Origin of the sequence: Pseudomonas brenneri, assembly GCF_007858285.1 — a bacterium.
Lineage (GTDB): Bacteria > Pseudomonadota > Gammaproteobacteria > Pseudomonadales > Pseudomonadaceae > Aquipseudomonas > Aquipseudomonas brenneri.
The window spans coordinates 62,267-87,817 of sequence record NZ_VFIL01000009.1; the positions used below are offsets into that span (position 1 = coordinate 62,267).

The following is a 25,551-nucleotide window of genomic DNA, read 5'->3' on the forward strand; positions in this document are numbered from 1 at the left end:
CGCACAGGAAAGCTTGGCCGGGTCATCAGACACCGGCGGCCTGATGCGTGTTGTACAGGCGAACCTATCGCTACAGCTTTCCAAGTAAGGAAGCTGACGACATGCTGCGTAACCTCTCACCCACCGGCCCTGGCCGATTGCGTCTACTGATCGGCGCTGCCTTGCTGCTGCCGACCCTGGCCGTGGCCGATCCTGCCTATGATTCGCTGATTCGCCAGGCCCGTACCGGCAACTACACCCCGGCACTCAACCTGCTGCGCCAATTGCCTGCCGAACGCCAGACTTCCGGCCAGGTCAGCGACCACCTGCTGATCGCCAGTTGGGCGCGCCAGGATGACGAAGTACTCAAGGTCTATGAGACCCAGGGGCGCCAGCGCCAACTGACCACCCAAGCGTTGACCGCCGTGGCCCGCACCTACCGCGATCAACAGCGTTGGGCGCCTGCCGAGGCCGTGTATCGGCAGGCGTTGCTGCGTGAACCGAACAACCCGGACCTGCAACTGGGCCTGGCCCTGACCCTGGCCGATAGTGGCAAAGCCGCCGAAGCCGTACAGCGTGCCCGCACCTTGGTAGCGGCCAAGCCCGAGGATGTGGAACGGCGCATGGCGCTGGGCTACGCGTTGTCCCGGGCCGGGCAGACCTTCGACTCATTGTTCGAATTCGACCAAGCCTTTATCCGCGCCGGCAACCGGCCTGACGTGGTGCGCGAATACCTGATCGCCCTGCAACGTGCACGTATGCCGGAGCCGGCCTTGCGCCTGAGTGCCCGTCACCCCGGCCTGCTGGACCCGGTGACCCAGCGCCGCCTGGAAGGTGACCTGGCGGCCGAACGTGTGCGCCTGGCTGAATTCCCGACGCGCAGTGAAAGCGAACGTTTTGTGATCGCCGACCGCGCCCTCAAGGATTACGACCGACTGATCGCCACCTGGACCCCGGATGCCAGTGCCCATGACGATGTGGTGCGCTGGCGTATCGACCGGATGGGCGCGCTCAAGGCCCGTGCACGTACTGCCGAGGTGATCCACGACTACGAAGCCTTGCAAGCTCAAGGCGTGCAACTGCCCGGCTACGCCCTGCGCTGGGTGGCCGCCGCCTACCTCGATCAACGCTTGCCGGAAAAGGCTGCGCCGCTGTTTCGCCAAGCGGTGGCAGCGCCAGACGCCGACCCCAGCAACCAAGTGGTAGACAGCACCGCGCTGTACTACTCCCTGCTGGAAAACGATCAGACCGGCGAGGCCCGCGCCGTCGCAAACGACCTGGCGAGCACGCAAAAGCCTCGGGTTGAACTCAAGGGGCTGCCCCTCGGCAACCCCAACGACGCGTGGCTGGCCGCCCAGCAACTGGCGGCCCAGGCCGCGACCTACGGCGCCGATCTGCCCACCAGTGAAAAAAGCCTGGAGAACCTGGTGCGCACCTCGCCCGGCAATGTCGGCATGCGTGTGGCCCAGGCGGACATGTTCCGCGCCCGCGCCTGGCCACGGCGTGCCGAGATTGCCCTCAAGGACGCGGAAAACCAGAACCCTCGCCATATCGACCTGGAAGTCTCCCAAGGCTACAACGCGCTGGGGCTGCAGGAGTGGCGCCAGCTTGATGTGCTCGCCGATGATGTGGTCGACCGCGCCCCGGAAAATCGCCAGGTCCAACGCCTCCAGCGCCTGCGCAAGGTGCATGAAATGGCTGAACTGCGCATCGAAGCCGAGACCGGTAAAAGTCATGGCGGCGGGGCGGTGTCGGGTAGCCGCGACTGGGGCATCGAAACCCTGCTCTACAGCCCGCCCATCGATGAAGACTGGCGGATATTCGGCGGTATCGGCTACGCCACCGCCGACTTTGAAGAAGGCACTGGCCACCACCGCTGGCAGCGCCTGGGTGTGGAGCGGCGCACCCGCGACATGACCCTGGAGGCCGAAGTCTCCAATCACTCCTACGGCAAAGGCACCAAGCAGGGCGCACGCCTGGCGATTGCGCGTGACATCAACGACCACTGGCAGTACGGGGGCAGTCTTGACTACCTGGCCGCCAGCACACCGTTGCGTGCGCTCAATGCCAACGTCACGGCCAATGGCGGCAGCGGGTTTATCCGCTGGCGCGCCAACGAGAGCCGTGAGTGGAGACTGGCGCTGAGCCCGTCCCACTTCAGCGACGGCAACGACCGTGTCGAGGCGCTGCTCAGCGGCCGTGAGGGCGTCTACCGCTCGCCGGGCGTGCAAGTGGACCTTGGCCTGGAAGTCGCCGCCAGCCGCAACAGCAAGGAAGAAGCCGCGTATTTCAACCCGCGTTCAGACTTCAGCGTGCTCCCCACGGTGAGCGTCAACCATGTGCTCTATCACCGCTACGAAACCCAGTGGAGTCAGCAGTTCCAGGCCGGTGCGGGCACCTACAGCCAGCGCGATTACTCAACCGGCGCCATTGGTTTGCTCAGTTACGGCCAGCGTTATCGCTGGAACGACGTACTGGAAACCGGCGCCAACCTGAGCTGGATCAACCGACCTTATGACGGTCAGCGCGAAAGCGATGTGCGCCTGCTCGTCGACCTCACTTACCGTTTCTAGAAGAGTCCGATCATGACCCTTGTTTCCCGTTGCCTGCTGGCCCTGGGTTTTTTGCTGAGCAGTGCCTGTGCCCAGTCCCCCGCGCCTTTTACGCCACCTGCCGAACGACTCAAACCGGTCAACGAAGCGCCGTGGCCGAAAAACCATTTCCTGGGCATTGCCTACCACGATGTCAACGACCGTGATCCCGACCAGAGAGTGGTGGCGGTGCGTACCGAACGCCTGATCGAACAGTTGTCCTGGCTGCGCGAGAACGGCTACCAGGCGGTCAGCGTCGATCAGGTCCTTGCCGCCCGCGCCGGCGGGCCACAGTTGCCGCCCAAAGCCGTCATGCTCAGCTTTGACGACGGCTATTCGAGCTTCTACACCCGCGTGATGCCGATCCTGCGTGCCTACCAGTGGCCTGCGGTGCTGGCGCCGGTGGGCAGTTGGGTCGACACGCCGTTGAAGCAACCGGTGGATTTTGCCGGTGTGCCGCGTGACCGCGGGGAGTTTTTGACCTGGCAACAAGTGCGCGAAGTGGCGCAATCGGGGCTGGTGGAAATCGCCGCGCATACCGACGCCCTTCACAAAGGTGTGCTGGCCAATCCCCAGGGCAACATGGAGCCGGCCGCCGCCACTCGGCGCTATGACCCGGTCACCCGCAGCTATGAGCCCGAAGCGCAGTTCCAGGCGCGGATGCGCGCCGACGTCGCGGCGATTTCCAATAAGATCCGCGCCGTTACCGGCAAGGCCCCGCGTGTGTGGGTCTGGCCATACGGGGCGGCGGACGGCACCTCCCTGGCGGTGGTGGGCGAGCAGGGTTACCAGATGGCCCTGACCCTGGAGGACGGCCTCGACAACCTCGGCAACTTGATGAGCAGCCCGCGCTTTCTAGTGGACAACGACCCGTACGGCGAGGACTTCGCCAACAGCATGGTCTCGGCGCAGGTCAAAGCGCCGATGCGCGTGCTGCATGTGGACCTGGATCAGGTCTACGACCCGGACAAGGCGCAAGAAGTGCGCAACCTCGACGCATTGGTCCAGCGCGTGCTGGACATGGGCGTCGACACCGTGTTCCTCCAGGCGTTCGCCGATCCCAAGGGCGATGGCCTGGCGCGTTCGCTGTACTTCCCCAACCGCCATTTGCCGATGCGTGCCGACCTGTTCAACCGTGTCAGCTGGCAGTTGCACACCCGTGGCGGCCTGGTCAAAGTCTACGCATGGATGCCCGTGCTCAGCTTTGCCCTGGACCCCAAGCTGCCCCGCGTCAGCCGTTGGGACCCGGCCACCGGCAAGGTGGCCGTCGACCCGAAGCAGTACCAGCGGCTGTCGCCGTTCGATCCCAAGGTGCGCAAAATCATCGGTGAGATCTACGAAGACCTCGCCCGTACCAGCGCTATCCACGGCGTGTTGTTCCACGACGACGCCGTGCTTTCGGACTTTGAAGACGCCAGCCCCCAAGCCCTGAAAACCTACGCAGCCAATGGCCTGCCGGGCAGCATCCAGGCACTGCGCGCCGACCCTGAGGTGATGCAGCGCTGGACCCGTTTCAAGAGCCGCTACCTGATCGACTTCACCCATGAGTTGACCGCCAAGGTCCGCACCCTGCGCGGCCCGGAAGTGCTCACCGCGCGCAACATCTTCGCCGAACCGATGCTCAACCCGGCCAGCGAAGCCTGGTTTGCGCAGAACCTCGACGACTTCCTCCAGCACTACGACTGGACCGCGCCGATGGCGATGCCATTGATGGAAGGCCAGTCGCTGAAAAACTCCAACGCGTGGCTGGAAAAACTCGTGGCCACGGTCAAGGCCCGGCCCGGTGCGATGCAGCGCACAGTCTTCGAATTGCAGGCCAAGGATTGGCGCACCCCGGCCGCACCGGATCTTTCCGGTGCGCAAATGGCCGAGTGGATAGGCGTGCTCAAGCGCCAGGGCGCCAGCAGTTTTGGCTACTACCCCGACAACTTCCTGGAGAATTCGCCGGATCTGAACACCGTGCGTCCGGCCCTTTCCAACAAATGGAATCCTTGACTCATGTTCGACAGAATCCTAGCTCTTCTCGTTTTGGCGTTGGTGTTGGGTGTGCCCCTGGGCCTGATCTTCCTGGTCACCGGGCAGTTCCTGATGGAGTTCGTGTTTTTCTACCCGTTGTTCATGTCCGGGCTGTGGATCGCCGGCGGCCTGTACTTCTGGCTGCACTGGGAACGCCACTGGCCATGGGCCGATGACACCCCGGCGCCGGTGCTCAAGGGCGAACCGCTGATCTCGATCCTGATCCCTTGCTACAACGAAGGCGACAACGCCGCCGAGACCATTGGCGCGGCGCTGGCCCAGCAGTACCGCAACATCGAAGTGATCGCGATCAATGACGGCTCCAGCGACAACACCGCTGCCGTACTCGACGCCCTGGCGTTGAATGAGCCGCGCTTGCGCGTGCTGCATCTGGCGCAAAACCAGGGCAAGGCGGTGGCACTGCGCATGGGCGCCGTTGCGGCCCATAGCGAATACCTGGTGTGCATCGACGGCGACGCCTTGCTCGACCGCAACGCGGCGGCTTACCTGGTGGCGCCGATGCTCGACAACCCACGGCTTGGCGCGGTGACCGGCAACCCTCGGATCCGCACGCGCTCGACCTTGATCGGCCGGGTGCAGGTGGGCGAGTTCTCTTCGATCATCGGCTTGATCAAGCGTACCCAGCGAGTGTTCGGGCGGATCTTCACCGTCTCCGGCGTGGTGGTGGCGTTTCGGCGGGCGGCCCTGGACCGGGTCGACTACTGGAGCACCGACATGATCACCGAAGACATCGACGTGAGCTGGAAGCTGCAACTGGACCACTGGAGCATCTTCTACGAGCCGCGTGCGCTGTGCTGGATCTTGATGCCGGAAACCCTCGGCGGCCTGTGGAAACAGCGCCTGCGCTGGGCCCAGGGCGGCGCCGAAGTGCTGTTCAAGAACATTCGCGGGATCTGGCAATGGCGCCACCGCTACCTGTGGCCGTTGCTGTTCGAATACTGCCTGTCCACGGGCTGGGCCTTCACCTTCCTGTTGTCGGTGATCTTCTGGGGCGTGGGCAAAGTCGTGCCGTTGCCCGAGGCGATTGCCGTCGGCTCGCTGATGCCACCGGCCTTCACCGGCTTGCTGCTGGCGGTGGTGTGCCTGGTGCAATTTGCCGTGAGCATCATGATCGACCGGCGCTACGAGCGCGGCCTGTGGAAAACCCTGTTCTGGACCGTCTGGTACCCGCTGGTGTTCTGGCTGGTGAGCCTGTTCACCACCCTGGTCAGCTTCCCCAAAGTCCTGTTCCGCCAACATCAGAAACGCGCGCGCTGGGTCAGCCCGGATCGCGGCATCAAGGCACCTGCCAAGGAAGTGAACCCATGAACCTGATCCGCACCCCACAGCGGCCTGTGATGCAGGCCATCGATATTTTCCTGACCCTGATGGCTTGGGCCGGCCTGGTGCTCCTGCTGGTGCGCGGGCTGGTGCCGATGCTCGATAGCAACGGCGGCCCACGTATCGATGCACCGATCTTCGCCGCGCTGAACACCTTGCAGATCTACCTGTGGATCGCCCTGTTCAATGCGGTGCTGCTGATCAGTTGGGCGCGCTACCAACAACGGCGCGGCAAGCAATTTGCCCAGCGCCGTACGGCGACCAAGGCGCTGAGTGACCACGGCTTGAGCGAGAGCTTCCGCCTGGCGGCTGGCGAGCTTGAGCAACTGCGCCGACCGGGGGTGTTGGTGATTCATAACGATCAGGAGGGCGGGGTGCAGGCGGTGACGTCGCATGATTCCCGTGAGGTGCGGCGGCCAGAGTTGAAACTGGTGGTAGGGCAAGATAGCTAGGTGAAGTGGGGAAAACTATTTAGCTGTAGGGGGAGTCTGTAAATTTTTAGGAGGTTTCCTATTTGGTTCGTTCGGCGGCTCCATGATAATCACGGTGTTAACCCGACTTAAAGCGGTTTTTGCTTAACGTCTAATGAGTAATTGGTTGTTATTAATCAATTAATCGCCTATCCAGATGAGTACTTCGCTCAACTAAAAAGCTGGGTGCAGACAATCTGTTCGCCACTGATCACTGGCCTGCTCAATACATGGCTCACCGGTCAGGGGCAGGTGCTCGAATAGGCCGTTGCGGTTTTATACCTGGCGTCGCCGAGATAGTGGGTGGATTTGCCCGTCATACATGGAGTTTTATATGAAGCCAAAGCCGTTTAAAAAAAGCCTGCTGGCTTTGATCGTTGGGGCAATCAGTACCCAAGTGCTGGCCGTTGAAGTGGATATCGGCCAAGGCAAAAATCTATGGATCGGCGAGACGCTTAATGAATCATTGATCTTTACCGGGGTGCTGGTCCCAACGGCCAATCAAAATACAGGCCCGGTCGAGGCCGATTTGCAGAAGGTGAATATTTCCGATACCAGGATTCAGGGCTCTCTGATCAACCGTGCCGACATTATAGTGAGCCCTGAAGACCGTTCTATACGCGGATTTGCCGTGGATCCATTTGGGACGACGGTAGGCCATCTGGCTGCCAGTACGATTACCGGCGATGTGATTCAAGCCGGTAACATCACCATGAACAATGCTTCTGGCTATGAAGCCTTCGAGGTCGGTGCCGCCACGATTGGTGGAAGTATCATCAACTCCGGCACTATTAAATCAACACCGGGGCCTGCCGATGGTGATGCCGAAAGCGGTGACGGTATCTTCCTGCATAACGCCCAAGTAGCAGGCGACGTCTCCAATACGGGTGTGGTCGCGGTGGAAGGTAGAAACGTAGTGGGTTTGGCCATCGACGGCCCGATCAATTTTCCGATCAGTATCGGCGGGAAAATTCTCAACTCCGGGAGCATTACTGCAACGGGTGAGCGCGCCTGGGCCTTTGAGGTGGAAACCACCACCAGTCCTTTACGCATCGAGAACAGCGGGCTGCTCTCGGCAAATGGTGCAGGTGCATCCAGCGTGGTGTTTTATGAAGGCACCGTCGACTACATCCTGAACACGGGCACCCTTGAGGCTAAAGGCTCCGATGCCAATGCCTTCGATTTCCATGGCGCAACCTTCGCCCAAAACAGCCCCACCGGTTCTCGTGGCATCGTCAACCGTGGCCTTGTCAGTGCCGATGGCATTGCTATCAAGGTGCATGCCGACGAGCAAACCTCCCCCTTCGAAATCAACCAGCAAGCCGGTGAAATTCGCAGCAATTCCGGCACGGCCATCGATGCTGCCAACCTGGCAAGCCTGAACTGGAGTGGCGGCAAAATCGTCGGTGATGTGCTCGGTGTCACGGGTGTGAATATCACCGGTCAGGCGGACTTTACCGGCAAGAGCATTGCCAGCCCGGTGTCGATCAATGCAGGTTCGTTGAACCTGTCTGACGCCGGCACCGCGATCACTGGCGACCTGAATGTAGCCAGCGGCGCCGGGGTTGATATGCGCCTGTCCAACAGTGTCGTGCCGACCACGCCGTACCTGACAGTCAACGGCGCAGCGAATTTCGCCCAGGGCTCCAACGTGACCTTGAGCGCCAAGCCCGGTGATTTCACCGCCGTGCCTAGCGGTATTGAATACACCCTGCTGCAAGCCTCCAGCGTGCAAAACAATGGCCTGACGGTCGCCAGTAGCTCGTCGTTGCTGGATGTATTCAGCTACTCGGCCGATGCGCAAACCGTCAAGGCGGTGGTGGGCTTGAAGAGCGATGAGCAGGTGCAGGAGGATCTGGGCGGCGTAGGTGCTGGCGCGGCGTCGGTCACTGCACTCAACGAGCTGAAGAACGAGGTGTTGGGGCAACTGAGCGAGGACGACGCGGTGTTCCAGGCCGTGGCCAACGCCGGCACTGCCCAGCAATTGGCGCAGATTGGCGAACAGCTCAAGCCGGACGTGAACCGTGGCGCGCTGGACGTGGCCCTGTCTGGGCAGACCGTGATCAACGGCGCGATCCTCAATCGCTTGGCCGGTCAGCGCGATGGCAGTGAGCGTGGCGGTGTATGGGTGCAAGGCCTGAGCAGCAACATGGACCAGGACGGTCGCGGTGGCGACAACGGCTACTCGGCCAACAGCAGCGGTATGGCGGTAGGTGTGGACGGTCGCTTGAACGACACCACCACTGTGGGTGCGGCGTACAGTTACCTCAACTCCAACATCCACTCGGACCTGGGCAACAAGACCGAAGTGCAGGGCAATGCCCTGTCGCTGTACGGCAACTGGTCGCTGCAAAACTGGTTTGTCGATGGCAGCCTGAGCTACGGCTTCAACGACAACGACAGTAAGCGCCACGTTGCTGGCACCACGGCCAAGGGCAGCTACGACAGCCGGGCGTTGTCGGCCAGCGTGTTGGGCGGCTACAGCTTCAAGCCGTCGGACAGCGTGCTGATCGAACCGCGTGTAGCGGCGCGTTATTCCAGCGTGCGTATGGATGGTTTCAATGAGAAGGGCTCTTCGGCAGCGCTCAGCACGGGTTCGCAGCGCTATGAAGTGGGCGAGTTGGGGGCGGGCGTGCGCTTGGCGGGCAACCTGCCGTTGGGCGCCGGTACCCTGCAACCGGAAGCGACCTTGATGGCCTATCACGACCTGATGGGTGATCGCGTGGCGCAGACGTCGAGCTTTGTAAACGGTGGCTCGACGTTCAGCGTGACCGGCGCATCGGTAGCGCGTGACAGCTATGAAGCCAGCGTGGGCGTGAACTATCAGGTCTCGGCGTTCAGCGTCGGCGCCAGCTACACCCGTCAGGCCCGCAGCGGGTTTGATGCCGATGGGGTGATGATTAAAGCGCGCTACGCGTTCTAAGTAAAAATGGGGTCAGACGATGATTGAACTTTTAATCGTGGTCTGATCCCATTCCGCGCAAGATTTTCATCAATAAGGACGTTCCGTGCTCAAAATCTTCATCAAGGTCGCCGCCCTCATCGCAACATTATCGATGACTGGCTGCGTCTCCTATACCGTCACCGGCCCGTTGGGCGCTCCGCTTCATCCTGCGTCAGTCAGCAACCCCCGCGCGGCGCAGGTTGCCGATGTCACGGTTGCCATCCCTGGCGCTGACGAGGCAACCCGTACAGCCATCAGCCGCTCGCTTACGATGCAGCTCAACCAGTACGTCAAGGCGGGTGGGTACTTCAAGCAGGTCACCGAGTACCCCGTGCGCCTGGGGGAGAACGATGTGGTGCTCAAGTTCAACATGACGTCCCTCAAGGGCCATCGCGCTCCGCATCCTGCCTATATCCCCGGCGCGTTGTTGACCCTGACGATCTGGATCTGGGTGAACGGGCCGATTTATGTGGACAGCTTCGATGTGGCGGGGGACCTGGTGATCGTCGACCGTGACGGCAAAGAGCTGGCGGCGGCTAAGGAACAGATCAAGTTTGAGCATAACGTCGGCCTGTACGGACGCGAGTACTGGTCACCGGTCATGGGCGCCAAGCAACTGAATGAACTGGTTTCAAAACTGCTCGCTACCGCCACCGCGAAGTTGGCAACACCTCAGCTCAAGGGAGAATGAACATGATGGGTTTGCTCAAGCGCAGTTGGGTGCTCGCCGCTGTTTTGCTGACGGGGTGCGTGTCCTATTCGCAGCACGAATTGCCGCCGGTCCAGGCCTGGCCGCCAACGGCCAATGCCCCACAGCAAAAGCCAACGGTGTACGTGCGTACCACGGCCATGAACCAGGTCAACGGTGGCCCGGCCAATACCGCGACGGGTGCAGCGGCGGCGGTTGCGGAAACGACGGTTGCCGAGGGTTTTCGTCAGTCTGGGCGTTTTGCGCGGGTCAGTACGGATAAGGTCGAGTCGGACCTCTATGTCGAAGCCTCGTTGTACAACAATGAACAGTTCAGCATGGCTTCGGCCATCATCACCGGTGTGACGTTCTTCATCATCCCCTCAACGGCTAAGAATACCTTCACCCTGGAGACTGTATTCAAGGACAAGGACGGCAAAGAGCTGGGCCGTGTACGCAAGAGCGAATCGGTGCGCACCTGGATGCAATTGTTGTTGATCGTCGCCGTTCCTTTCCGGCAGGACACGCGTGAGATCGTAGAGGCGTTGACCCGCAGTACGCTGGATGAAGCGGTGCAGCGCCGCTTGTTGTAAGGCGAATGGGGCGGTACTGGAGCGCCCCTTTTTTATTTATGAACGCTGCGGACTCAACTGTCGCTCAATCACATCCATCAAGTCGCAGCCATCGGACAGGCCAAAGGTGGGTAACATGGTCGCGAACTTATACAAATATCGGCACGGCATTGGCCTGGTCTTACTCCTGGCTGCGCTACTCAATGGCTTTCTACGATTTGACGGTAGCTGGAAGCGCTTTTTCCTCATGGTGCTGGTGCAGCTGTGGTTTGGCCAGGCGGTCTACAACTATGCGCGAGGCGCCAGGGTGGCCATCGCGCCGGGCGGCATGAGTAAGGATGCCGACCCTGCGCAGCGCATTCCCGTCCCCGCAACCCTGTAGGAGCGAGCTTGCTCGCGAAGCACGTAAACGATAACGCTCACTTGTCGAATGAACGCGTCGCCTGGACGTTTTTCGCGAGCAAGCTCGCTCCTACAGGAACCTGCCAGGACGAAACAACTTGAGAACCGCTCTCAACTCCGTAAAATGCCGCAGCACTTAATCAGGGATGAATTCGAAGATGCGTGTTTTTGCCTTACTGCTGGCACTGTCCTTCCTGGCCGGCTGTGCTTCCAAGCCCCCGTACTACATCTCTCCAGCGCCCGTGACCATTCCCAAGAACGCCACGTATTGGCTCGATACCTTCGACGTTGAGGTGGTGGGCAAGAACGAACGCTTCCTGTCGGATGACAAGGTTCGCCAGCAACTGGGTATCGACCTGGTCGACCGCTTGCTCAAGGCCAAGCGCTACGCCACGAGCAAGGAAAAGGCCGACTACCTGTTGGATGTGAGCGTTATCTATACGCGGCGTATTCAAGATACGAAGGGCGGTTTCATGACGACCATCGTCGATGACAACACCATCCTGGCCAGTGTCGATTTCAACTATCAGGTCAAGGTCAAGAAGGCCGATGCCCAGGTGCTGCATTTTTCCCAGGCTCGCCAAGGGCTGATGCCATCTGGGTACAAGGGCGACTGGCAGAACATGAAAACCATGGCCGGGGTGCTGACCAACAGCGGCAACTCTAATGTAGAGACCTTCTACACCGGCGCGCTTAGCCGTTTTATCGTTGACGATCTGCGCGGTATTCCATCGCGATAGCGTTACCTGCGGTCTCGATTTACCACTTAGGAGCACTACGTGAAACCACTCTCAAAAATCCTGCTGTCAGGCTTTGCCGGCGCAGCGCTGCTGGCGCTGGCCGGTTGTGCCACCGAAAGCTCTCGCGCACTGCCGATCGAAAAAGTCGCCAGCGCCAACGTCGCCTACTCCGGCGTACGTGTGCCGATCGCCGTGGGCAAGTTCGATAACCGCTCCAGCTACATGCGCGGGATCTTCTCCGACGGCGTGGACCGCCTCGGTGGCCAGGCCAAGACCATCCTGATCACCCACTTGCAGCAGACCAACCGCTTCAGCGTGCTGGACCGCGACAACATGGGCGAAATCTCCCAGGAAGCGAAAATCAAAGGCACTGCGCAGAAGCTCAAGGGCGCTGACTTCGTCGTGACCGGCGATGTGACCGAGTTCGGCCGCAAAGAAACCGGCGACCGCCAACTGTTCGGCATCCTCGGCCGTGGCAAGACCCAGGTGGCCTACGCCAAGATCAACCTGAACATCGTCAACATCAGCACCTCCGAAGTGGTGTACTCCACCCAGGGCGCCGGTGAATACGCGCTGTCGAACCGTGAAGTAGTGGGCTTTGGCGGCACCGCCAGCTACGACTCCACCCTCAATGGCAAGGTCCTGGACCTGGCCATGCGCGAAGCGATCAATCGCCTGGTCGACGGCATCAACGCCGGCGCCTGGAACCCGCGTAACTGATTCACGTGTTTTCAAGGAGCAGTACACGGATGAGCAAGGCAGTGAAGTTATCGCTGATGCTGACAGCAACCGCGCTGGTTGTAGGGTGCCAGACGGCACCCAAGCCCCTGTATCAATGGGAAAGCTATCAGCCGCAGGTTTATGAGTATTTCAAGGGTGAGCCCAAGGAAGCCCAGGTCGAAGCGCTGGAGCGCGACCTGCAAAAGATCAACGCCAGTGGCCGCCAGGCCCCGCCGGGCTACCACGCCCACTTGGGCATGCTGTACCTGAGCATGGGCAAGGATGACCAGATGGTGCAGCAGTTCCGCACCGAGAAGGCGTTGTTCCCCGAGTCCGCTGCCTACATGGACTTTTTGCTGAGAAACGCCAAGGCCCCGGAGGTGAAGAAATGAGCCTGTTGAAACTCACCGGTGCCTTGCTGGCCCTGGCGTTGCTGGGCGGCTGCGCGGCACCCAAGACTTTTGATTACGCGGCGTACAAGCAGGCGCGACCGAAGTCGATCCTGGTCTTGCCACCGATCAATGAATCCCCTGAAGTGCAGGCGTCCTACAGCCTGGTATCGCAGGTGACCTACCCATTGGCGGAAGCCGGCTACTACGTGATGCCGATTGCCCTGGTGGACGAAACCTTCCGCCAGAACGGCCTGACCACCGCCAACGATATCCAGGCCGTGGCACCGGGCAAGCTGCATGAGATCTTCGGCGCGGACGCGGCGTTGTACATCACTGTCAGCGAGTACGGCACCAAGTACATGCTGGTCACCAGCGACACCTCGGTGACGGCCTCGGCCAAACTGGTCGACCTGCGTACCGGCACCACCTTGTGGACCGGTTCTGCACGGGCTTCCAGCGAGGAGGGTAACAACAACGGTGGCGGCCTGGTGGGCATGCTGATCACGGCGGCGGTCAAGCAAGTGATCAACAGCTCCACCGACGCAGCGCACCCGATTGCCGGCATCACCAGCGCACGCCTGCTGTCGGCCGGGCAACGCACCGGCATCCTCTACGGCCCGCGCTCGCCCAAATACGGCTCGGACTGATCCGCGCAAATCCAATGTGGGAGCGGGCTTGCCCGCTCCCACCTGGATCGACTGACCGCACGCTAACCCGAATCCCGACGCTCTTACGTCTGACCTTGTGAACGCATCATTCACTCACGAGGTTCAGCCCATGTCCCGTCCTCTTCTCTTCCTACGCCCCGCTGCCCAGGGCTTTGCCGTGACCTTGCTGGTGGCGCTTGCCGGGTGTGGGCTGTCGTCCCGTGACGAGGCCAAGGCGCCCGAAGCGGTGGCTATCCCCGAACTGCAAAGTGCGCCCGTCCAGGCTCAGGGGGCCATGCTCAAACGAATGGCGATGCCGGCACCGATGGCCATGCATGACGCGGTGGCCATGGAATATCGCGCCGAGCCGCGCGAGCAGTATCAGAACCTGCCGGACAACCCGGTACACAGCGTTGCCCAAACCCCGGTCTCGACCTTCAGCGTCGATGTCGACACGGGCAGCTACGCCAACGTCAGACGCTTCCTCAATCAAGGTCGCCTGCCGCCCGAAGGTGCTGTGCGACTTGAGGAAATGGTCAATTACTTCCCCTACGACTACGCGCTGCCGACCGATGGCTCTCCCTTCGGCGTGACCACTGAAGTCGCCTCGACCCCCTGGAACCCCAGCACGCGCCTGCTGCGCATTGGCATCAAGGCATCCGAGCGTGCCGTGGCCGAGTTGGCGCCGGCCAACCTGGTGTTTCTGGTGGACGTTTCCGGCTCCATGGACCGTCGCGAAGGTTTGCCGTTGGTCAAAAGCACCCTCAAGCTGCTGGTGGACCAACTGCGTGATCAGGACCGCGTGTCTCTGGTGGTGTATGCCGGCGAATCGCGGGTAGTGCTCAAGCCCACATCCGGGCGCGACAAGGCAAAAATCCGCAACGCCATCGACCAGTTGACCGCCGGCGGCTCGACAGCCGGCGCATCGGGCATCGAACTGGCCTATCAAATGGCCCGCGAAGGGTTTATCGACCAGGGTATCAACCGCATCCTGCTGGCCACCGATGGTGACTTCAACGTCGGCATCAGCGACTTCGACAGCCTCAAGCAAATGGCCGCGGATCAGCGCAAAAGTGGGGTATCCCTGACCACCCTGGGGTTTGGCGTGGATAACTACAACGAACACCTGATGGAGCAACTGGCCGACGCGGGCGATGGCAACTACGCCTATATCGACAACCTGCGCGAAGCTCGCAAGGTGTTGGTGGAGCAACTCAGCTCGACCCTGGCCGTGGTGGCGCGGGATGTGAAGCTGCAGGTGGAATTCAACCCGGCCCAAGTCAGCGAATATCGCCTGCTGGGCTACGAAAACCGTGCCTTGAAACGTGAGGATTTCAATAACGACAAGGTAGACGCCGGCGAGATCGGTGCCGGGCATACCGTGACGGCGCTGTATGAAATTGTACCGAAGGGTACAAAAGGCTGGCTGGAACCGCTGCGCTATACGTCGGCACCTGCTGCCGAGGGCAATGCCGCAGAGCTGGCCATGTTGCGGGTACGCTACAAGCCGGCTGCGGGCGGCAGCAGTCGCTTGATCGAACACCCGATCAATAGCGCCCGGCACGCGGCCAGCGACGACCTGCGCTTCGCCTCTGCCGTGGCCGCTTTCGCCCAACAGCTCAAGGGCGATGGCCGCTACACTGGCAGCATGAGCCTGAAGGACACCGCCACCCTGGCCCGCTCGGCCCGTGGTGGTGATCCCTACGGCCTGCGCAATGAATTCGTACAACTGGTGGAGCTGGCCCAAAGCCTCAAACACTGATCTTGCCCATGACCGAGATCCCTGTGGGAGCTGGCATTAGTTCAGCCCGGCTCCCACAGGTAATCTGCATTGATCCATCGAAAGGAGTTCGCCACCCACATGCCCGCTCCAAATGATCCACCCAGCGACGAATCGCTGCTGGCCCGCTACCGCACCGGCGATGCCGCTGCGTTCGAGATCCTGTACGCCCGGCACCGCCAGGGCCTCTACCGGTTTCTCGTGGGCTTGAGCAACAAGGCCGAACTGGCTGAGGAAATCTACCAGGACACCTGGCTCAGCCTGATCCGCAGCACCACCCAGCCACAGGGACGGGCGAGTTTTCGTACCTGGTTGTTCCAGATTGCCCGCAACCGTCTGATCGATCACTGGCGCAAGCACGGCATCCTCAACCCGTTGCACGACAGCTACGACGAACAGCTTCATGCCCAACTCGACGACCGCGCCGGCCCCGAGCAGCAACTGAGCCTGAGCCGTGACCAGGGCCGCCTGGAGGCTGCTCTGCAAGACCTGCCTGAAGACCAGCGCGAAGTGTTCATGCTGCGTCTGCACGGCGACCTGGAACTGCCACAAATTGCCGCCCTGACCGGCAGCCCACTGGAAACGGTAAAAAGCCGCTTGCGTTACGCCCAGCAGAAACTGCGTCGGCTGCTGGCCGAGGAGGTACCCGTATGACTGACTCCCGACACTCCCAGGATCCGATTGACGAAGGGCTGATCCAGCACTTTCGCCAACACAGCGCCAGCGAGCCGCCCGCGTCCCTCGACGCCTTCATCCTCGCCGCCGCCCGCCGCGAAGCCCCAGCGCCCGCGCCGAGCCTGTGGCAACGCTGGCTGCAAGCCTGTCAACGGCCACGCTGGCAGATGGCCTTTGCTACCGTCGCCGGGGTCGCGCTATTGATTGGCGTGGTGATGCGCTCGCCAGTGCCGGACATCAACCTGCCTGAAACCGCTCAGTACGCAGCCGCGCCACCGCCACAGGCACTGTCTGCCCCGGCTGCTCCTGCGCCGATGGCTCGTCTGGCGATGGCACCGCAGGCAGATAGCGCACCAATCCAGGCCGAGATGGCGATGGCCGATGAGCCCGTGGCAAGAATGAGCAAGCAGATGGCCGTCAAACCGCAGTCCCTGGAACAAGGGCTTGAGGAGATTGTGCGTCTGCGCCAGGCGGGAGAGAACAGGGCGGCGGATGAGAAACTGCTGGCCTTGTACAAGCGCTTTCCCGACGAAAACCTGCCCGCCCGGTTGGAAGCCCTGCAAAAGCGTTGACCAAGCGCCCACAAAAAAGCCCCAGGTCTTGCGACCTGGGGCTTTTCGTCTGTATCTACTGTCCCCGGCCTGGTTTGAACTGAGACCTACAGGCACCAGTTTTATAGGCTGTCTTGATACGTCATGACTTGGTCTTTGAGCCAGCTGTGCAGGGAGGTTAATTGCGCCGAACGTTTAATCCCCAGTGGCCAGACCAGGTAGTAGCTCGAAGAATGCGCCGGTTCGATGTCGGTGAGTTTGACCAGCTCCCCACGCTGAATCAGTGAGTGGGCTATCGAGCGGCGCGTCAATGCGACGCCGTGCCCGAGCCGTACCGCTTCGAGCAGCAATGTTGAATCGGTGAACTCCAGCGAGGCGTGAGGGCGTTGCCCCTCCACGCCCGCTGCGCATAGCCAGGTTGCCCAGCTTTCACTGGCGTGCAGCAGTGGCTGCTCCAGGATGGCGTGCGGCGTGTCTGGCAGTACACCGTGGTTGAAGTCGCGAGCAGCGACCACCAGCAATGAGTCGGTCATCAGTGTTTCGCAATGCATATCGGGCCATTGGCCGTGGCCGAAGCGGATTGCGCAATTGACCAGGCCCTGTTCTAAACCGGCGAACGCCATGGTCGATTCCAATTTCAGGCGCAGCCCGGGATGGGCACTCATGAAACCGTGCAAGCGTGGCAATAACCAGTGCATGGCATAGGAGGGCAGCACCGACAGGGTCAGTTGCGGGAAATTGGTTCTCGTCAGAAATTTCTCTGTGACCCCGGCTATTTCACCCAGCGCCTGCCTGATCTGGTAGGCATAAATGCGGCCCTCTTCCGTCAACACCAGGGAACGTCCGCTGCGCATCACCAAGGCAATACCCAAATACTCTTCAAGAGAGCCAATCTGATGGCTGACGGCACTGTGGGTGACGTGCAGCTCAATGGCCGCCAAATTCACCTTGCCCAGCCGGGCCAAAGCCTCGAAGGCGCGCAATGCGGCGAGTGGAGGGAGCTTCAATAGGTGAATTCCTTTCACGGAAAAGTCTAATAATAGCCGCTATACGTGAAGTGAGCGAGATGCCGATAATAGCGACGATTTAATTATTTAAATAACGTCGTGCTTATAAAGCGGGAGTTGTTCGCCATGATCAATGAAATCCAGTCGTTTCTGAAAAACTACTTTGATGTGCTGCAAACCCAGGATTTGAATCTGTTCGATCGGGTCTTTCATCGGGGTTGCGTGTTATATAGCGCGCAAGACTCGACCGTGATCGTCCGGTCTTTTGATGAGTACAGGGCCATGGTTCAAAGCCGTCAGTCGCCAAAAGAAGGTGGTTTTCCACAACTTGATGAAGTGTTGATGATTGATGTGATGTCTGCGGAAATGGCCATCGTTAAAGTGCGTTTGCGCCTATTCAATAACGTCATGGTCGATTACTTGAATTTGATGAAAGTCGATGGCCACTGGATGATCTTCGCCAAACTCTTTCACAAGGCCGGTGAAGTGACAACTCGGTAAGCTAACCGCCAAATGCAAAATAAGAGCAATTTTATGTAGTGCAATCTTCGCGTCGCCAGTTTATTCATTCCCACTTACAACGGGAAAGCGCTTTGCCTAGTTGGATATGGCCGTCAGAAGAGTCTTTGTGATGGAAGCGAAACCAACTTCCTCGCCTTCCCACCACTATCTGAAACCATTGCTCCCTCCTGAAGATAGGTCAGAAGGTGTAAACCTTATTCAGGACGGGACAGCGCCCACAAAAAAGCCCCAGGTCTTGCGACCAGGGGCTTTTTGTCTGTATCTGGTGCACCCGGCGGGATTCGAACCCACGACCCCTGCCTTCGGAGGGCAGTACTCTATCCAGCTGAGCTACGGATGCTTGTGCGGGCGCCATCATACCCATGTCGACCTTGGGCGTCCATGCTGGTTTTTGGCCGGCTGGCGGTGGGATTCTGGAGCAGGGAGGCTCTGTACCGGGCGGTGTGTGCCATGGGCGTTGGGTGTGGCGCCGATACGCTTGTCAGAATAATCCGGCTAATGCGCCGTTTTCGTTCTTTTTTTCGAACAGACTATTGCCCTGAACCCCCATTGATCCTAGGATTCGTTTGAGATTTCAAACGCTCTGTCTCCCGTGCGCGATTGCGCCCAGTGACTGATTTCCCTGACGGCAGCCTTCGAGGCGCCTTTCAACAACTCTAATTTGCCCCGCGCGCGCGCGGTGCTGTTAAGGAAAGCCGACATGCAGCTTAAAGATACCCAGTTGTTTCGCCAGCAAGCCTTTATTGATGGCGCTTGGGTCGATGCGGACAACGGTCAAACGATCAAGGTCAACAACCCCGCGACTGGCGAGATCCTGGGCACCGTGCCGAAGATGGGCGCTGCCGAAACCCGTCGCGCCATCGAAGCCGCCGACAAGGCCTTGCCGGCCTGGCGCGCACTGACGGCCAAGGATCGCGCGAACAAGCTGCGTCGTTGGTTCGAGCTGATCATCGAGAACCAGGATGACCTCGCACGCCTGATGACCCTGGAGCAGGGCAAGCCGCTGGCCGAAGCCAAGGGCGAAATCGTCTATGCCGCTTCGTTCATCGAGTGGTTCGCCGAAGAGGCCAAGCGTATCTATGGTGACGTGATCCCTGGCCACCAGCCGGACAAGCGCCTGATCGTGATCAAGCAACCGATCGGCGTCACCGCCGCCATCACGCCGTGGAACTTCCCGGCGGCGATGATCACCCGTAAAGCCGGCCCGGCCCTGGCCGCCGGTTGCACCATGGTGCTCAAGCCTGCATCGCAAACCCCGTTCTCCGCGTTCGCCCTGGCGGAACTGGCGCAGCGTGCCGGTATCCCCAAAGGTGTGTTCAGCGTGGTCTCCGGCAGCGCTGGCGATATCGGCAGTGAGCTGACCAGCAACCCTACCGTGCGTAAATTGTCCTTCACCGGCTCGACCGAAATCGGTCGCCAGTTGATGGCCGAATGCGCCAAGGACATCAAGAAAGTGTCCCTGGAACTGGGCGGCAACGCGCCGTTCATTGTGTTTGACGACGCCGACCTGGATAAGGCTGTCGAAGGCGCGATCATTTCCAAATACCGCAACAACGGCCAGACCTGCGTCTGCGCCAACCGCTTGTATATCCAGGACTCGGTGTACGACGCGTTCGCTGAAAAACTGAAAGCGGCCGTGGCCAAGTTGAAGATCGGCAACGGTCTGGAAGAAGGCACCACCACCGGTCCCCTGATCGACGAAAAAGCCGTGGCCAAGGTTCAGGAACACATCGCCGACGCCCTGAGCAAAGGCGCGACCCTGCTGGCTGGCGGCAAGGTCATGGAAGGTAACTTCTTCGAACCGACTATCCTCACCAACGTGCCGAAAAACGCCGCTGTGGCCAAGGAAGAAACCTTCGGCCCACTGGCGCCGCTGTTCCGCTTCAAAGACGAAGCCGAAGTGATCGCCATGTCCAACGACACCGAGTTCGGCCTGGCGTCCTACTTCTATGCCCGCGACCTGGGCCGTGTGTTCCGTGTGGCCGAAGCCCTGGAATACGGTATGGTCGGCGTCAACACCGGGCTGATCTCCAACGAAGTGGCACCGTTCGGCGGTATCAAGGCTTCGGGCCTGGGCCGTGAAGGCTCCAAGTACGGGATCGAGGACTACCTGGAAATCAAATACCTCTGCCTGGGCATCTAAACCCGGCAAGGCATTGCGTGAAACGCAAAGGGCACGAGAGCGCTGACCCTTTGCGTGTTTTGAATGTTATTTCGCAAGTGGCCGGGAAAGCTGTGGCAGTCGATCATCGCATGCTGCCGTAGTTGCCTCCCCGCCACGTATTCCTTGGACCACGCCGCCCGATGAGCGGCGAATGAGGACTTTATGAGCAACAAGACCAACGCATCCCTGATGAAACGCCGCGAAGCCGCTGTACCACGCGGTGTGGGCCAGATTCACCCGATCTTCGCCGAATCCGCGAAGAACGCCACGGTAACCGACGTTGAAGGTCGCGAGTTCATCGACTTCGCCGGCGGTATCGCCGTGCTGAACACCGGTCACTTGCACCCGAAAATCATCGCGGCCGTGACCGAGCAACTGAACAAGCTGACCCACACCTGCTTCCAGGTCCTGGCCTACGAGCCTTACGTGGAGCTGTGCGAGAAAGTCAACGCCAAGGTCCCGGGTGATTTCGCCAAGAAAACCCTGCTGGTCACCACCGGTTCCGAAGCCGTGGAAAACGCCGTGAAAATTGCCCGTGCCGCCACTGGCCGTGCCGGTGTGATCGCCTTCACCGGCGCCTACCATGGCCGCACCATGATGACCCTGGGCCTGACCGGCAAAGTCGTGCCGTACTCGGCCGGCATGGGCCTGATGCCAGGCGGTGTGTTCCGCGCGCTGTACCCGAACGAGCTGCACGGTGTGAGTGTCGACGACTCCATCGCCAGCATCGAACGCATCTTCAAAAACGATGCCGAGCCGCGTGACATCGCTGCGATCATCATCGAGCCGGTACAGGGCGAGGGCGGTTTCTACGTCGCGCCGAAAGCCTTCATGAAGCGCCTGCGCGAACTGTGCGACAAGCACGGCATCCTGCTGATCGCCGACGAAGTGCAAACCGGCGCCGGTCGTACCGGTACCTTCTTCGCCATGGAACAGATGGGCGTTGCCGCCGACCTGACCACCTTCGCCAAATCCATCGCTGGCGGCTTCCCGCTGGCCGGCGTGTGTGGCAAGGCCGAATACATGGACGCCATTGCTCCAGGCGGCCTGGGCGGCACCTATGCTGGTAGCCCGATCGCTTGCGCCGCTGCGCTGGCGGTCATGGACGTGTTCGAAGAAGAGCACCTGCTGGACCGTTGCAAGGCTGTCGGCGAGCGTCTGGTCACTGGCCTGAAAGCTATCCAGGCCAAGTACCCGGTGATCGGCGAAGTGCGTGCCCTGGGCGCGATGATCGCGGTCGAGCTGTTCGAAGATGGCGACAGCCACAAGCCGAACGCTGCTGCCGTGGCTGCTGTGGTCGCCAAGGCGCGCGACAAGGGCCTGATCCTGCTGTCCTGCGGCACCTACGGCAACGTGTTGCGCGTACTGGTTCCGCTGACCTCGCCGGACGCGCAGTTGGATAAAGGCCTGGCGATTATCGAAGAGTGCTTCGCAGAGCTTTGAGCGGCAAGCTATAAGCTGCAAGTGATGTAACGCTTGTAGCTTGTAGCTTAAAACTTGCCGCTCAAAGAAGCCGCCCGTGAACAAAAAAACCGCGTATGCGGTTTTTTTTTGCCCACGGGCGGCTTCTTTGTCTAATGTGCAAGGATTGCCGATGGAGCGTGCTGCATGACTGCTGTTGATTTACCTGCTGTACCCCGTGTGTTGATTGCCGAGGCCGATCCCTGGTCGCGGGATCTGCTCAAGCAGGTGTTGTTGAATGTGCGCTGCGACGCGCGGCTGGATGTGTGCGCCGATGGGCAGCAGGCCGCCGGCTTGCTGCGAGACAAACCCTACGATTTGATCATTGCCGATTGGGAACTGCCGGGCGTCGATGGCTTGAGCCTGCTGCGCAACGTACGCCAGCAGCGGCGGGTGCCGGCGTTGCCGTTTATCCTGTTGAGTACGCGTAATGACAGCGCCAGTGTGCGCGAAGCCCTGCCCCTGGCTCCCACCGCTTACTTGACCAAACCCCTGGACATGGAAGGTCTCACGCAACGCCTGCAGGACCTGCTGCTTAACGAAGGCGAAACGGTGTATTGCGAAATCCCGGCCTTGGCGGCGGGCATGACCTTGTCGGTGTTCCTGGAGCGACGCCGTGAGTTGTCGGACGGCGCGCCGCTACGGGTTGACGTCAAAGCTGCCGTGCAACGCAGCCTGGCGCCGGAGGGGCTGGATCTCAAGCAGTTGGAAGAGCAGGTGAAAACAGACCCGCAGATCACCGCCGTGCTGATCGCCGCCGCCAACAGCGCTGGTCATCACGGCACGCCGGTGCAGACCCTGTCCATGGCCCTGCACAAGCTGGCAGCAGGGCAGAGCATGAACCTGATTCTCGGCCTGGCCCTCAAGCACAACGTGATCCTCAGCGATGCCGGACTGAAGGAGTACGCCGAGCGCCATTGGCAACTGTCCCAGCAAACCGCGCAATATGCCCGCTCATTGGCGCGCATGCTCGACCTTGACCACGAGCGCTGCTACAGCGCCGGCATTCTCCATCGCCTGGGCGACCTGGCCCTGCTACGCAGTTTGCAGGAGTGGCGCCAGGGCGGTGGCGAACTGGATGATGAGTTGATTGGTGAGTCGTTGGTCACCTATGGCGCCAGCTACGGCTCGGCGTTGCGCACGCGCTGGCGTTTGCCCCTTGAGCTGCGCCAACTGATCGCGGCGATCTACTCCCTGGAAGGTGGGGTGTATTCCCGTGAGGCGTTGGTGATGAACATAGCTGCGCAACTGGCGGGGCTGACCGAGCATGAAGGTATCGAGGCGCTGGCCAAGGGCAAGACGGCGCGGCTGCTCAAGGTCGGGCTTTCAGAGTTGATGCGCATCCGCAAGCCTGCGTAGGCACTGTGTCAGGCACCCTACGGACATTCAACCGACAATTACCCGGTTCTTGCCCTGGCGCTTGGCTTCATACATCGCCGCATCGGCCCGGGCGAACAGGCTGTCGAGGGTTGTGTCTTCGGCGCTCAGGCTGGCCAGGCCCTGGCTGACAGTCACCACATAGGGTTGGCCTTCGTGACTGAACCCCAGTTGCTGGATTTCCTGTCCCAGGCGCTCGGCGACCTGTATGGCTGTTTCCGGCGCGCATCCAGGCAGCACGGCGGCAAACTCTTCGCCGCCAATGCGTCCGAACAGGTCGCCACGGCGCAATATGCCTCGCCCGCTCTCGGCGATACGCAACAGCACCTGATCGCCCTCCAGGTGGCCGTAGGTGTCGTTGATGGCCTTGAAATCATCGATGTCTAACAGCAGGAACGCCAGGGGCAGGCCCTGGGCGCTGGCCCGTTCGAATTCGTGATGGGCGCATTCAAAGAAGTGCCGGCGGTTGCTGCTGCGGGTCAGCACATCGGTGGTGGCCAGGCGTTGCAGTTCGAGTTCCAGGTGCTTTTTTTCGGTGATGTCTTCAGCGATGCCCACCACAATCAGCGGTTTTCCCGGGGTGGCCTGCTGGTTGGTAAAGCACTTGTCGCTGAGCCAGCGGATCTGCCCGTCAGCGGTGATGATGCGGTACTGGCGATCCTCGACCGCCCCCAGTTCCAGTACTTGGGCCAGGCTTCGCTCTGCGTATTCCTGGTCTTCGGGGTGGATGCTGTCGCGCCAGCCACGGTGGTCGGCCAGCAGCAGGCCTGCCGAAAGACCAAAGATGCGCTCATACGCGGGGCTCACGTACAGCACGCGCCGGGTTTCCCACTCGATGGCCCAGAGCACTGCGTTGACGCTCACCAGCAGTGAACTCAACAGTTGCTCACGCTCGCTCAGGCGCTCCACTTCGCCTTGGGCGTGCATCAACGCCAGCAAGGTGGCAGCAGCGGCCGGGCGCGACGTATCCGCCGAGTCGGGGGTGGTGGGGGTCGGGGAGTCCTTTTCGTGGACCATCGGCACAATTCTCTCTGGACATGCCGCAGCATCGAACAGCAGTCAAAACAAAGCCCGCCAGGATGGCGAAGTGTTGTTTGAGAGAGGGGAATTGCAGCTAAGTTCCGTTATCAGTCGCGATTGAGACGGAATGTTCGGTGACTGTGAAATGGCGCCAAAAAACTGGAGGTCGGCTTGGAATGTACCTGGGCCTTGTAGGAACTGGCTTGCCAGCGATGGGGCCTTGAATGTGGAGTGCAGTTCAAGGCCTCATCGCCGGCAAACCGGCTTCTGCAATGTCAGGCGGTGGGGCGCAGGGAGTAGGTTTTCAGCTGGTGGGCAAAGTCGCGCAGGGACTGGATCCCGCTGGCTTCGGCTTCGTGGACCCATTCCTTGATCGCCGCGAGCATGTCATGCCCGTTGCTGCTGGTCTTGAGCCAGATCTGCTGCAGCGCCAGGCGCTTTTCGTAGATCACTTTCAAGGCCTGGCTGTGCTCCAGCATGTTCTGGATGCGCACGTGATGGCGGTCATCCAGCAGGCTGGTCTCGCGCGACAGCAGGCGTTTGGCACGGTGGAACTGGTGGCGTACCGAATGATCGACCTTCTCCAGCTCCTGCTTGACCAGCGGCGCAATGACCAACTTGCGGTACTGGGCCATGATCTGGAAGCGGTTGTTGAGGATCGCCATGGCGGTGTCCATGTCCAGGTGACCCTTGCCTTCGACCCGGTGGGCGATAGGTGCAACCCGTTGCACCTTGGCCAGGCGCAGGAAGCTGAACACCTGGATCCAGGCCCAGCCCAGGTCGAATTCCCACTTCTTCACCGACAACTTGGCGGAATTGGGATAGGTGTGATGGTTGTTATGCAGCTCTTCGCCACCGACGATGATGCCCCACGGCACCAGGTTGGTCGCCGCGTCGCGGCATTCGAAGTTGCGGTAGCCGATGGCATGGCCCAGGCCGTTGATCACGCCGGCAGCCCAGACCGGGATCCACATCATCTGGATCGCCCAGATGGTGATACCGATGGTGCCGAACAGCAGCAGGTCGATGACCCCCATGATCGCCACGCCCAGCAGCGGGTAGCGGGTATAGACATTGCGCTCGATCCAGTCGTCCGGGCAGTTCTTGCCGTAGATGCGCAGGGTCTCGGGGTTTTCGGCCTCGGCGCGGTACAGCTCGGCGCCTTTGCGCAGGACTGTGGACAGGCCCTTGATCACCGGGCTGTGGGGATCGTCGACGGTTTCGCACTTGGCGTGGTGCTTGCGGTGGATGGCGGTCCACTCGCGGGTGTTCTGCGCTGTGGTCAGCCACAGCCAGAAGCGGAAGAAGTGTTTCAGGCCAGCATTGAGCTCCAGGGAGCGATGGGCTGAATAGCGGTGCAGATAGACCGTGACCCCGATAATGGTCACGTGGGTCATCAACAGAGTGACTGCCACCAGTTGCCAGGCTGACAAGTCAAGAAAACCGTTGTACCACATAGGCTGTATGGCCCTCAGATAAAGAAAAGAACAGC

Annotated in this window: 22 protein-coding genes and 1 tRNA gene; 19 read left to right on the forward strand and 4 right to left on the reverse strand. The window is 60.7% G+C overall.

The annotated features are described in order from the left end of the window. Positions 1–101: 101 nt before the first annotated feature. The 15 genes from pgaA to FJD34_RS19860 all read left to right on the forward strand — a co-directional run bounded on the left by pgaA (position 102) and on the right by FJD34_RS19860 (position 16,529). Positions 102–2,552: a poly-beta-1,6 N-acetyl-D-glucosamine export porin PgaA gene (gene pgaA / locus FJD34_RS19790; RefSeq protein ID WP_090292653.1), complete on the forward strand. Its 2,451-nt coding sequence runs from the start codon at positions 102–104 to the stop codon at positions 2,550–2,552. Between the two features lie 12 nt (positions 2,553–2,564). After that, positions 2,565–4,565, forward strand: a complete 2,001-nt coding sequence (gene pgaB, locus FJD34_RS19795; RefSeq protein ID WP_090292655.1) for a poly-beta-1,6-N-acetyl-D-glucosamine N-deacetylase PgaB — start codon at positions 2,565–2,567, stop codon at positions 4,563–4,565. Positions 4,566–4,568: 3 nt separating this feature from the next. Further along, complete coding sequence (pgaC, locus tag FJD34_RS19800; protein ID WP_065943951.1) at positions 4,569–5,915, forward strand: poly-beta-1,6-N-acetyl-D-glucosamine synthase; 1,347 nt, start codon at positions 4,569–4,571, stop codon at positions 5,913–5,915. Further along, positions 5,912–6,379 (forward strand): poly-beta-1,6-N-acetyl-D-glucosamine biosynthesis protein PgaD, encoded by a 468-nt coding sequence (gene pgaD / locus FJD34_RS19805; RefSeq protein ID WP_032856499.1) that lies wholly within the window; start codon positions 5,912–5,914, stop codon positions 6,377–6,379. The genes pgaC and pgaD overlap by 4 nt, the downstream gene beginning before the upstream one ends. A 352-nt stretch (positions 6,380–6,731) precedes the next feature. Beyond that, complete coding sequence (locus FJD34_RS19810; RefSeq protein ID WP_090292657.1) at positions 6,732–9,320, forward strand: autotransporter family protein; 2,589 nt, start codon at positions 6,732–6,734, stop codon at positions 9,318–9,320. Positions 9,321–9,453: 133 nt separating this feature from the next. After that, positions 9,454–10,032: a hypothetical protein gene (locus FJD34_RS19815; RefSeq protein WP_229752216.1), complete on the forward strand. Its 579-nt coding sequence runs from the start codon at positions 9,454–9,456 to the stop codon at positions 10,030–10,032. Positions 10,033–10,034: 2 nt separating this feature from the next. Beyond that, positions 10,035–10,622, forward strand: a complete 588-nt coding sequence (locus tag FJD34_RS19820; RefSeq protein WP_032856502.1) for a hypothetical protein — start codon at positions 10,035–10,037, stop codon at positions 10,620–10,622. A 115-nt stretch (positions 10,623–10,737) separates the two neighbouring features. Beyond that, positions 10,738–10,983: a hypothetical protein gene (locus FJD34_RS19825; RefSeq protein ID WP_050593281.1), complete on the forward strand. Its 246-nt coding sequence runs from the start codon at positions 10,738–10,740 to the stop codon at positions 10,981–10,983. Positions 10,984–11,161: 178 nt separating this feature from the next. Continuing rightward, positions 11,162–11,743, forward strand: coding sequence for a hypothetical protein (locus FJD34_RS19830; protein WP_032856503.1), 582 nt, complete (start codon positions 11,162–11,164; stop codon positions 11,741–11,743). A 39-nt stretch (positions 11,744–11,782) separates the two neighbouring features. Continuing rightward, a complete protein-coding gene (locus tag FJD34_RS19835; RefSeq protein WP_090292659.1) occupies positions 11,783–12,463 on the forward strand; it encodes a CsgG/HfaB family protein in 681 nt (226 codons plus the stop codon). A gap of 29 nt (positions 12,464–12,492) precedes the next feature. Further along, entirely contained in the window at positions 12,493–12,855 is a 363-nt protein-coding gene (locus tag FJD34_RS19840; RefSeq protein ID WP_065943954.1) for a DUF4810 domain-containing protein, read from the forward strand. Continuing rightward, positions 12,852–13,502: a DUF799 domain-containing protein gene (locus FJD34_RS19845; RefSeq protein WP_032856506.1), complete on the forward strand. Its 651-nt coding sequence runs from the start codon at positions 12,852–12,854 to the stop codon at positions 13,500–13,502. The genes FJD34_RS19840 and FJD34_RS19845 overlap by 4 nt, the downstream gene beginning before the upstream one ends. Before the next feature lie 130 nt (positions 13,503–13,632). Further along, positions 13,633–15,264 carry a vWA domain-containing protein gene (locus tag FJD34_RS19850; protein WP_090292661.1) on the forward strand — a complete coding sequence of 544 codons (1,632 nt, stop codon included), beginning with the start codon at positions 13,633–13,635 and terminating at the stop codon, positions 15,262–15,264. A 99-nt stretch (positions 15,265–15,363) separates the two neighbouring features. Then, positions 15,364–15,936: an RNA polymerase sigma factor gene (locus FJD34_RS19855; RefSeq protein WP_032856508.1), complete on the forward strand. Its 573-nt coding sequence runs from the start codon at positions 15,364–15,366 to the stop codon at positions 15,934–15,936. Next, the gene (locus tag FJD34_RS19860; protein WP_090292663.1) at positions 15,933–16,529 is read left to right on the forward strand and encodes a hypothetical protein; all 597 of its coding nucleotides are present in this window, start codon (positions 15,933–15,935) and stop codon (positions 16,527–16,529) included. The genes FJD34_RS19855 and FJD34_RS19860 overlap by 4 nt, the downstream gene beginning before the upstream one ends. Positions 16,530–16,630: 101 nt before the next feature. Here the strand turns inward: FJD34_RS19860 and FJD34_RS19865 are convergent, their stop codons facing one another. After that, on the reverse strand, positions 16,631–17,515 hold the full coding sequence (locus tag FJD34_RS19865; protein ID WP_090292664.1) for a LysR substrate-binding domain-containing protein: 885 nt from the start codon (positions 17,513–17,515) through the stop codon (positions 16,631–16,633). 126 nt (positions 17,516–17,641) lie between these two features. Between FJD34_RS19865 and FJD34_RS19870 the strand changes: the two genes are divergently transcribed. Beyond that, entirely contained in the window at positions 17,642–18,016 is a 375-nt protein-coding gene (locus FJD34_RS19870; RefSeq protein ID WP_032856511.1) for a nuclear transport factor 2 family protein, read from the forward strand. A gap of 284 nt (positions 18,017–18,300) precedes the next feature. Here the strand turns inward: FJD34_RS19870 and FJD34_RS19875 are convergent. After that, positions 18,301–18,377, reverse strand: a tRNA-Arg gene (locus FJD34_RS19875). Between the two features lie 360 nt (positions 18,378–18,737). Here FJD34_RS19875 and gabD point away from each other — a divergent pair. From gabD to FJD34_RS19890, 3 genes are all read left to right on the forward strand, one after another. Then, the gene (gene gabD / locus FJD34_RS19880) at positions 18,738–20,180 is read left to right on the forward strand and encodes an NADP-dependent succinate-semialdehyde dehydrogenase (protein ID WP_032856525.1); all 1,443 of its coding nucleotides are present in this window, start codon (positions 18,738–18,740) and stop codon (positions 20,178–20,180) included. Positions 20,181–20,363: 183 nt separating this feature from the next. Next, the gene (gene gabT / locus FJD34_RS19885; protein WP_032856526.1) at positions 20,364–21,644 is read left to right on the forward strand and encodes a 4-aminobutyrate--2-oxoglutarate transaminase; all 1,281 of its coding nucleotides are present in this window, start codon (positions 20,364–20,366) and stop codon (positions 21,642–21,644) included. 165 nt (positions 21,645–21,809) lie between these two features. Further along, a complete protein-coding gene (locus FJD34_RS19890) occupies positions 21,810–23,021 on the forward strand; it encodes an HDOD domain-containing protein (protein WP_090292666.1) in 1,212 nt (403 codons plus the stop codon). Positions 23,022–23,048: 27 nt separating this feature from the next. Here the strand turns inward: FJD34_RS19890 and FJD34_RS19895 are convergent, their stop codons facing one another. Then, a complete protein-coding gene (locus FJD34_RS19895; protein WP_032856528.1) occupies positions 23,049–24,056 on the reverse strand; it encodes a GGDEF domain-containing protein in 1,008 nt (335 codons plus the stop codon). A gap of 278 nt (positions 24,057–24,334) precedes the next feature. Beyond that, on the reverse strand, positions 24,335–25,516 hold the full coding sequence (gene desA / locus FJD34_RS19900) for a delta-9 fatty acid desaturase DesA (protein ID WP_032856529.1): 1,182 nt from the start codon (positions 25,514–25,516) through the stop codon (positions 24,335–24,337). Positions 25,517–25,551: the final 35 nt, after the last annotated feature.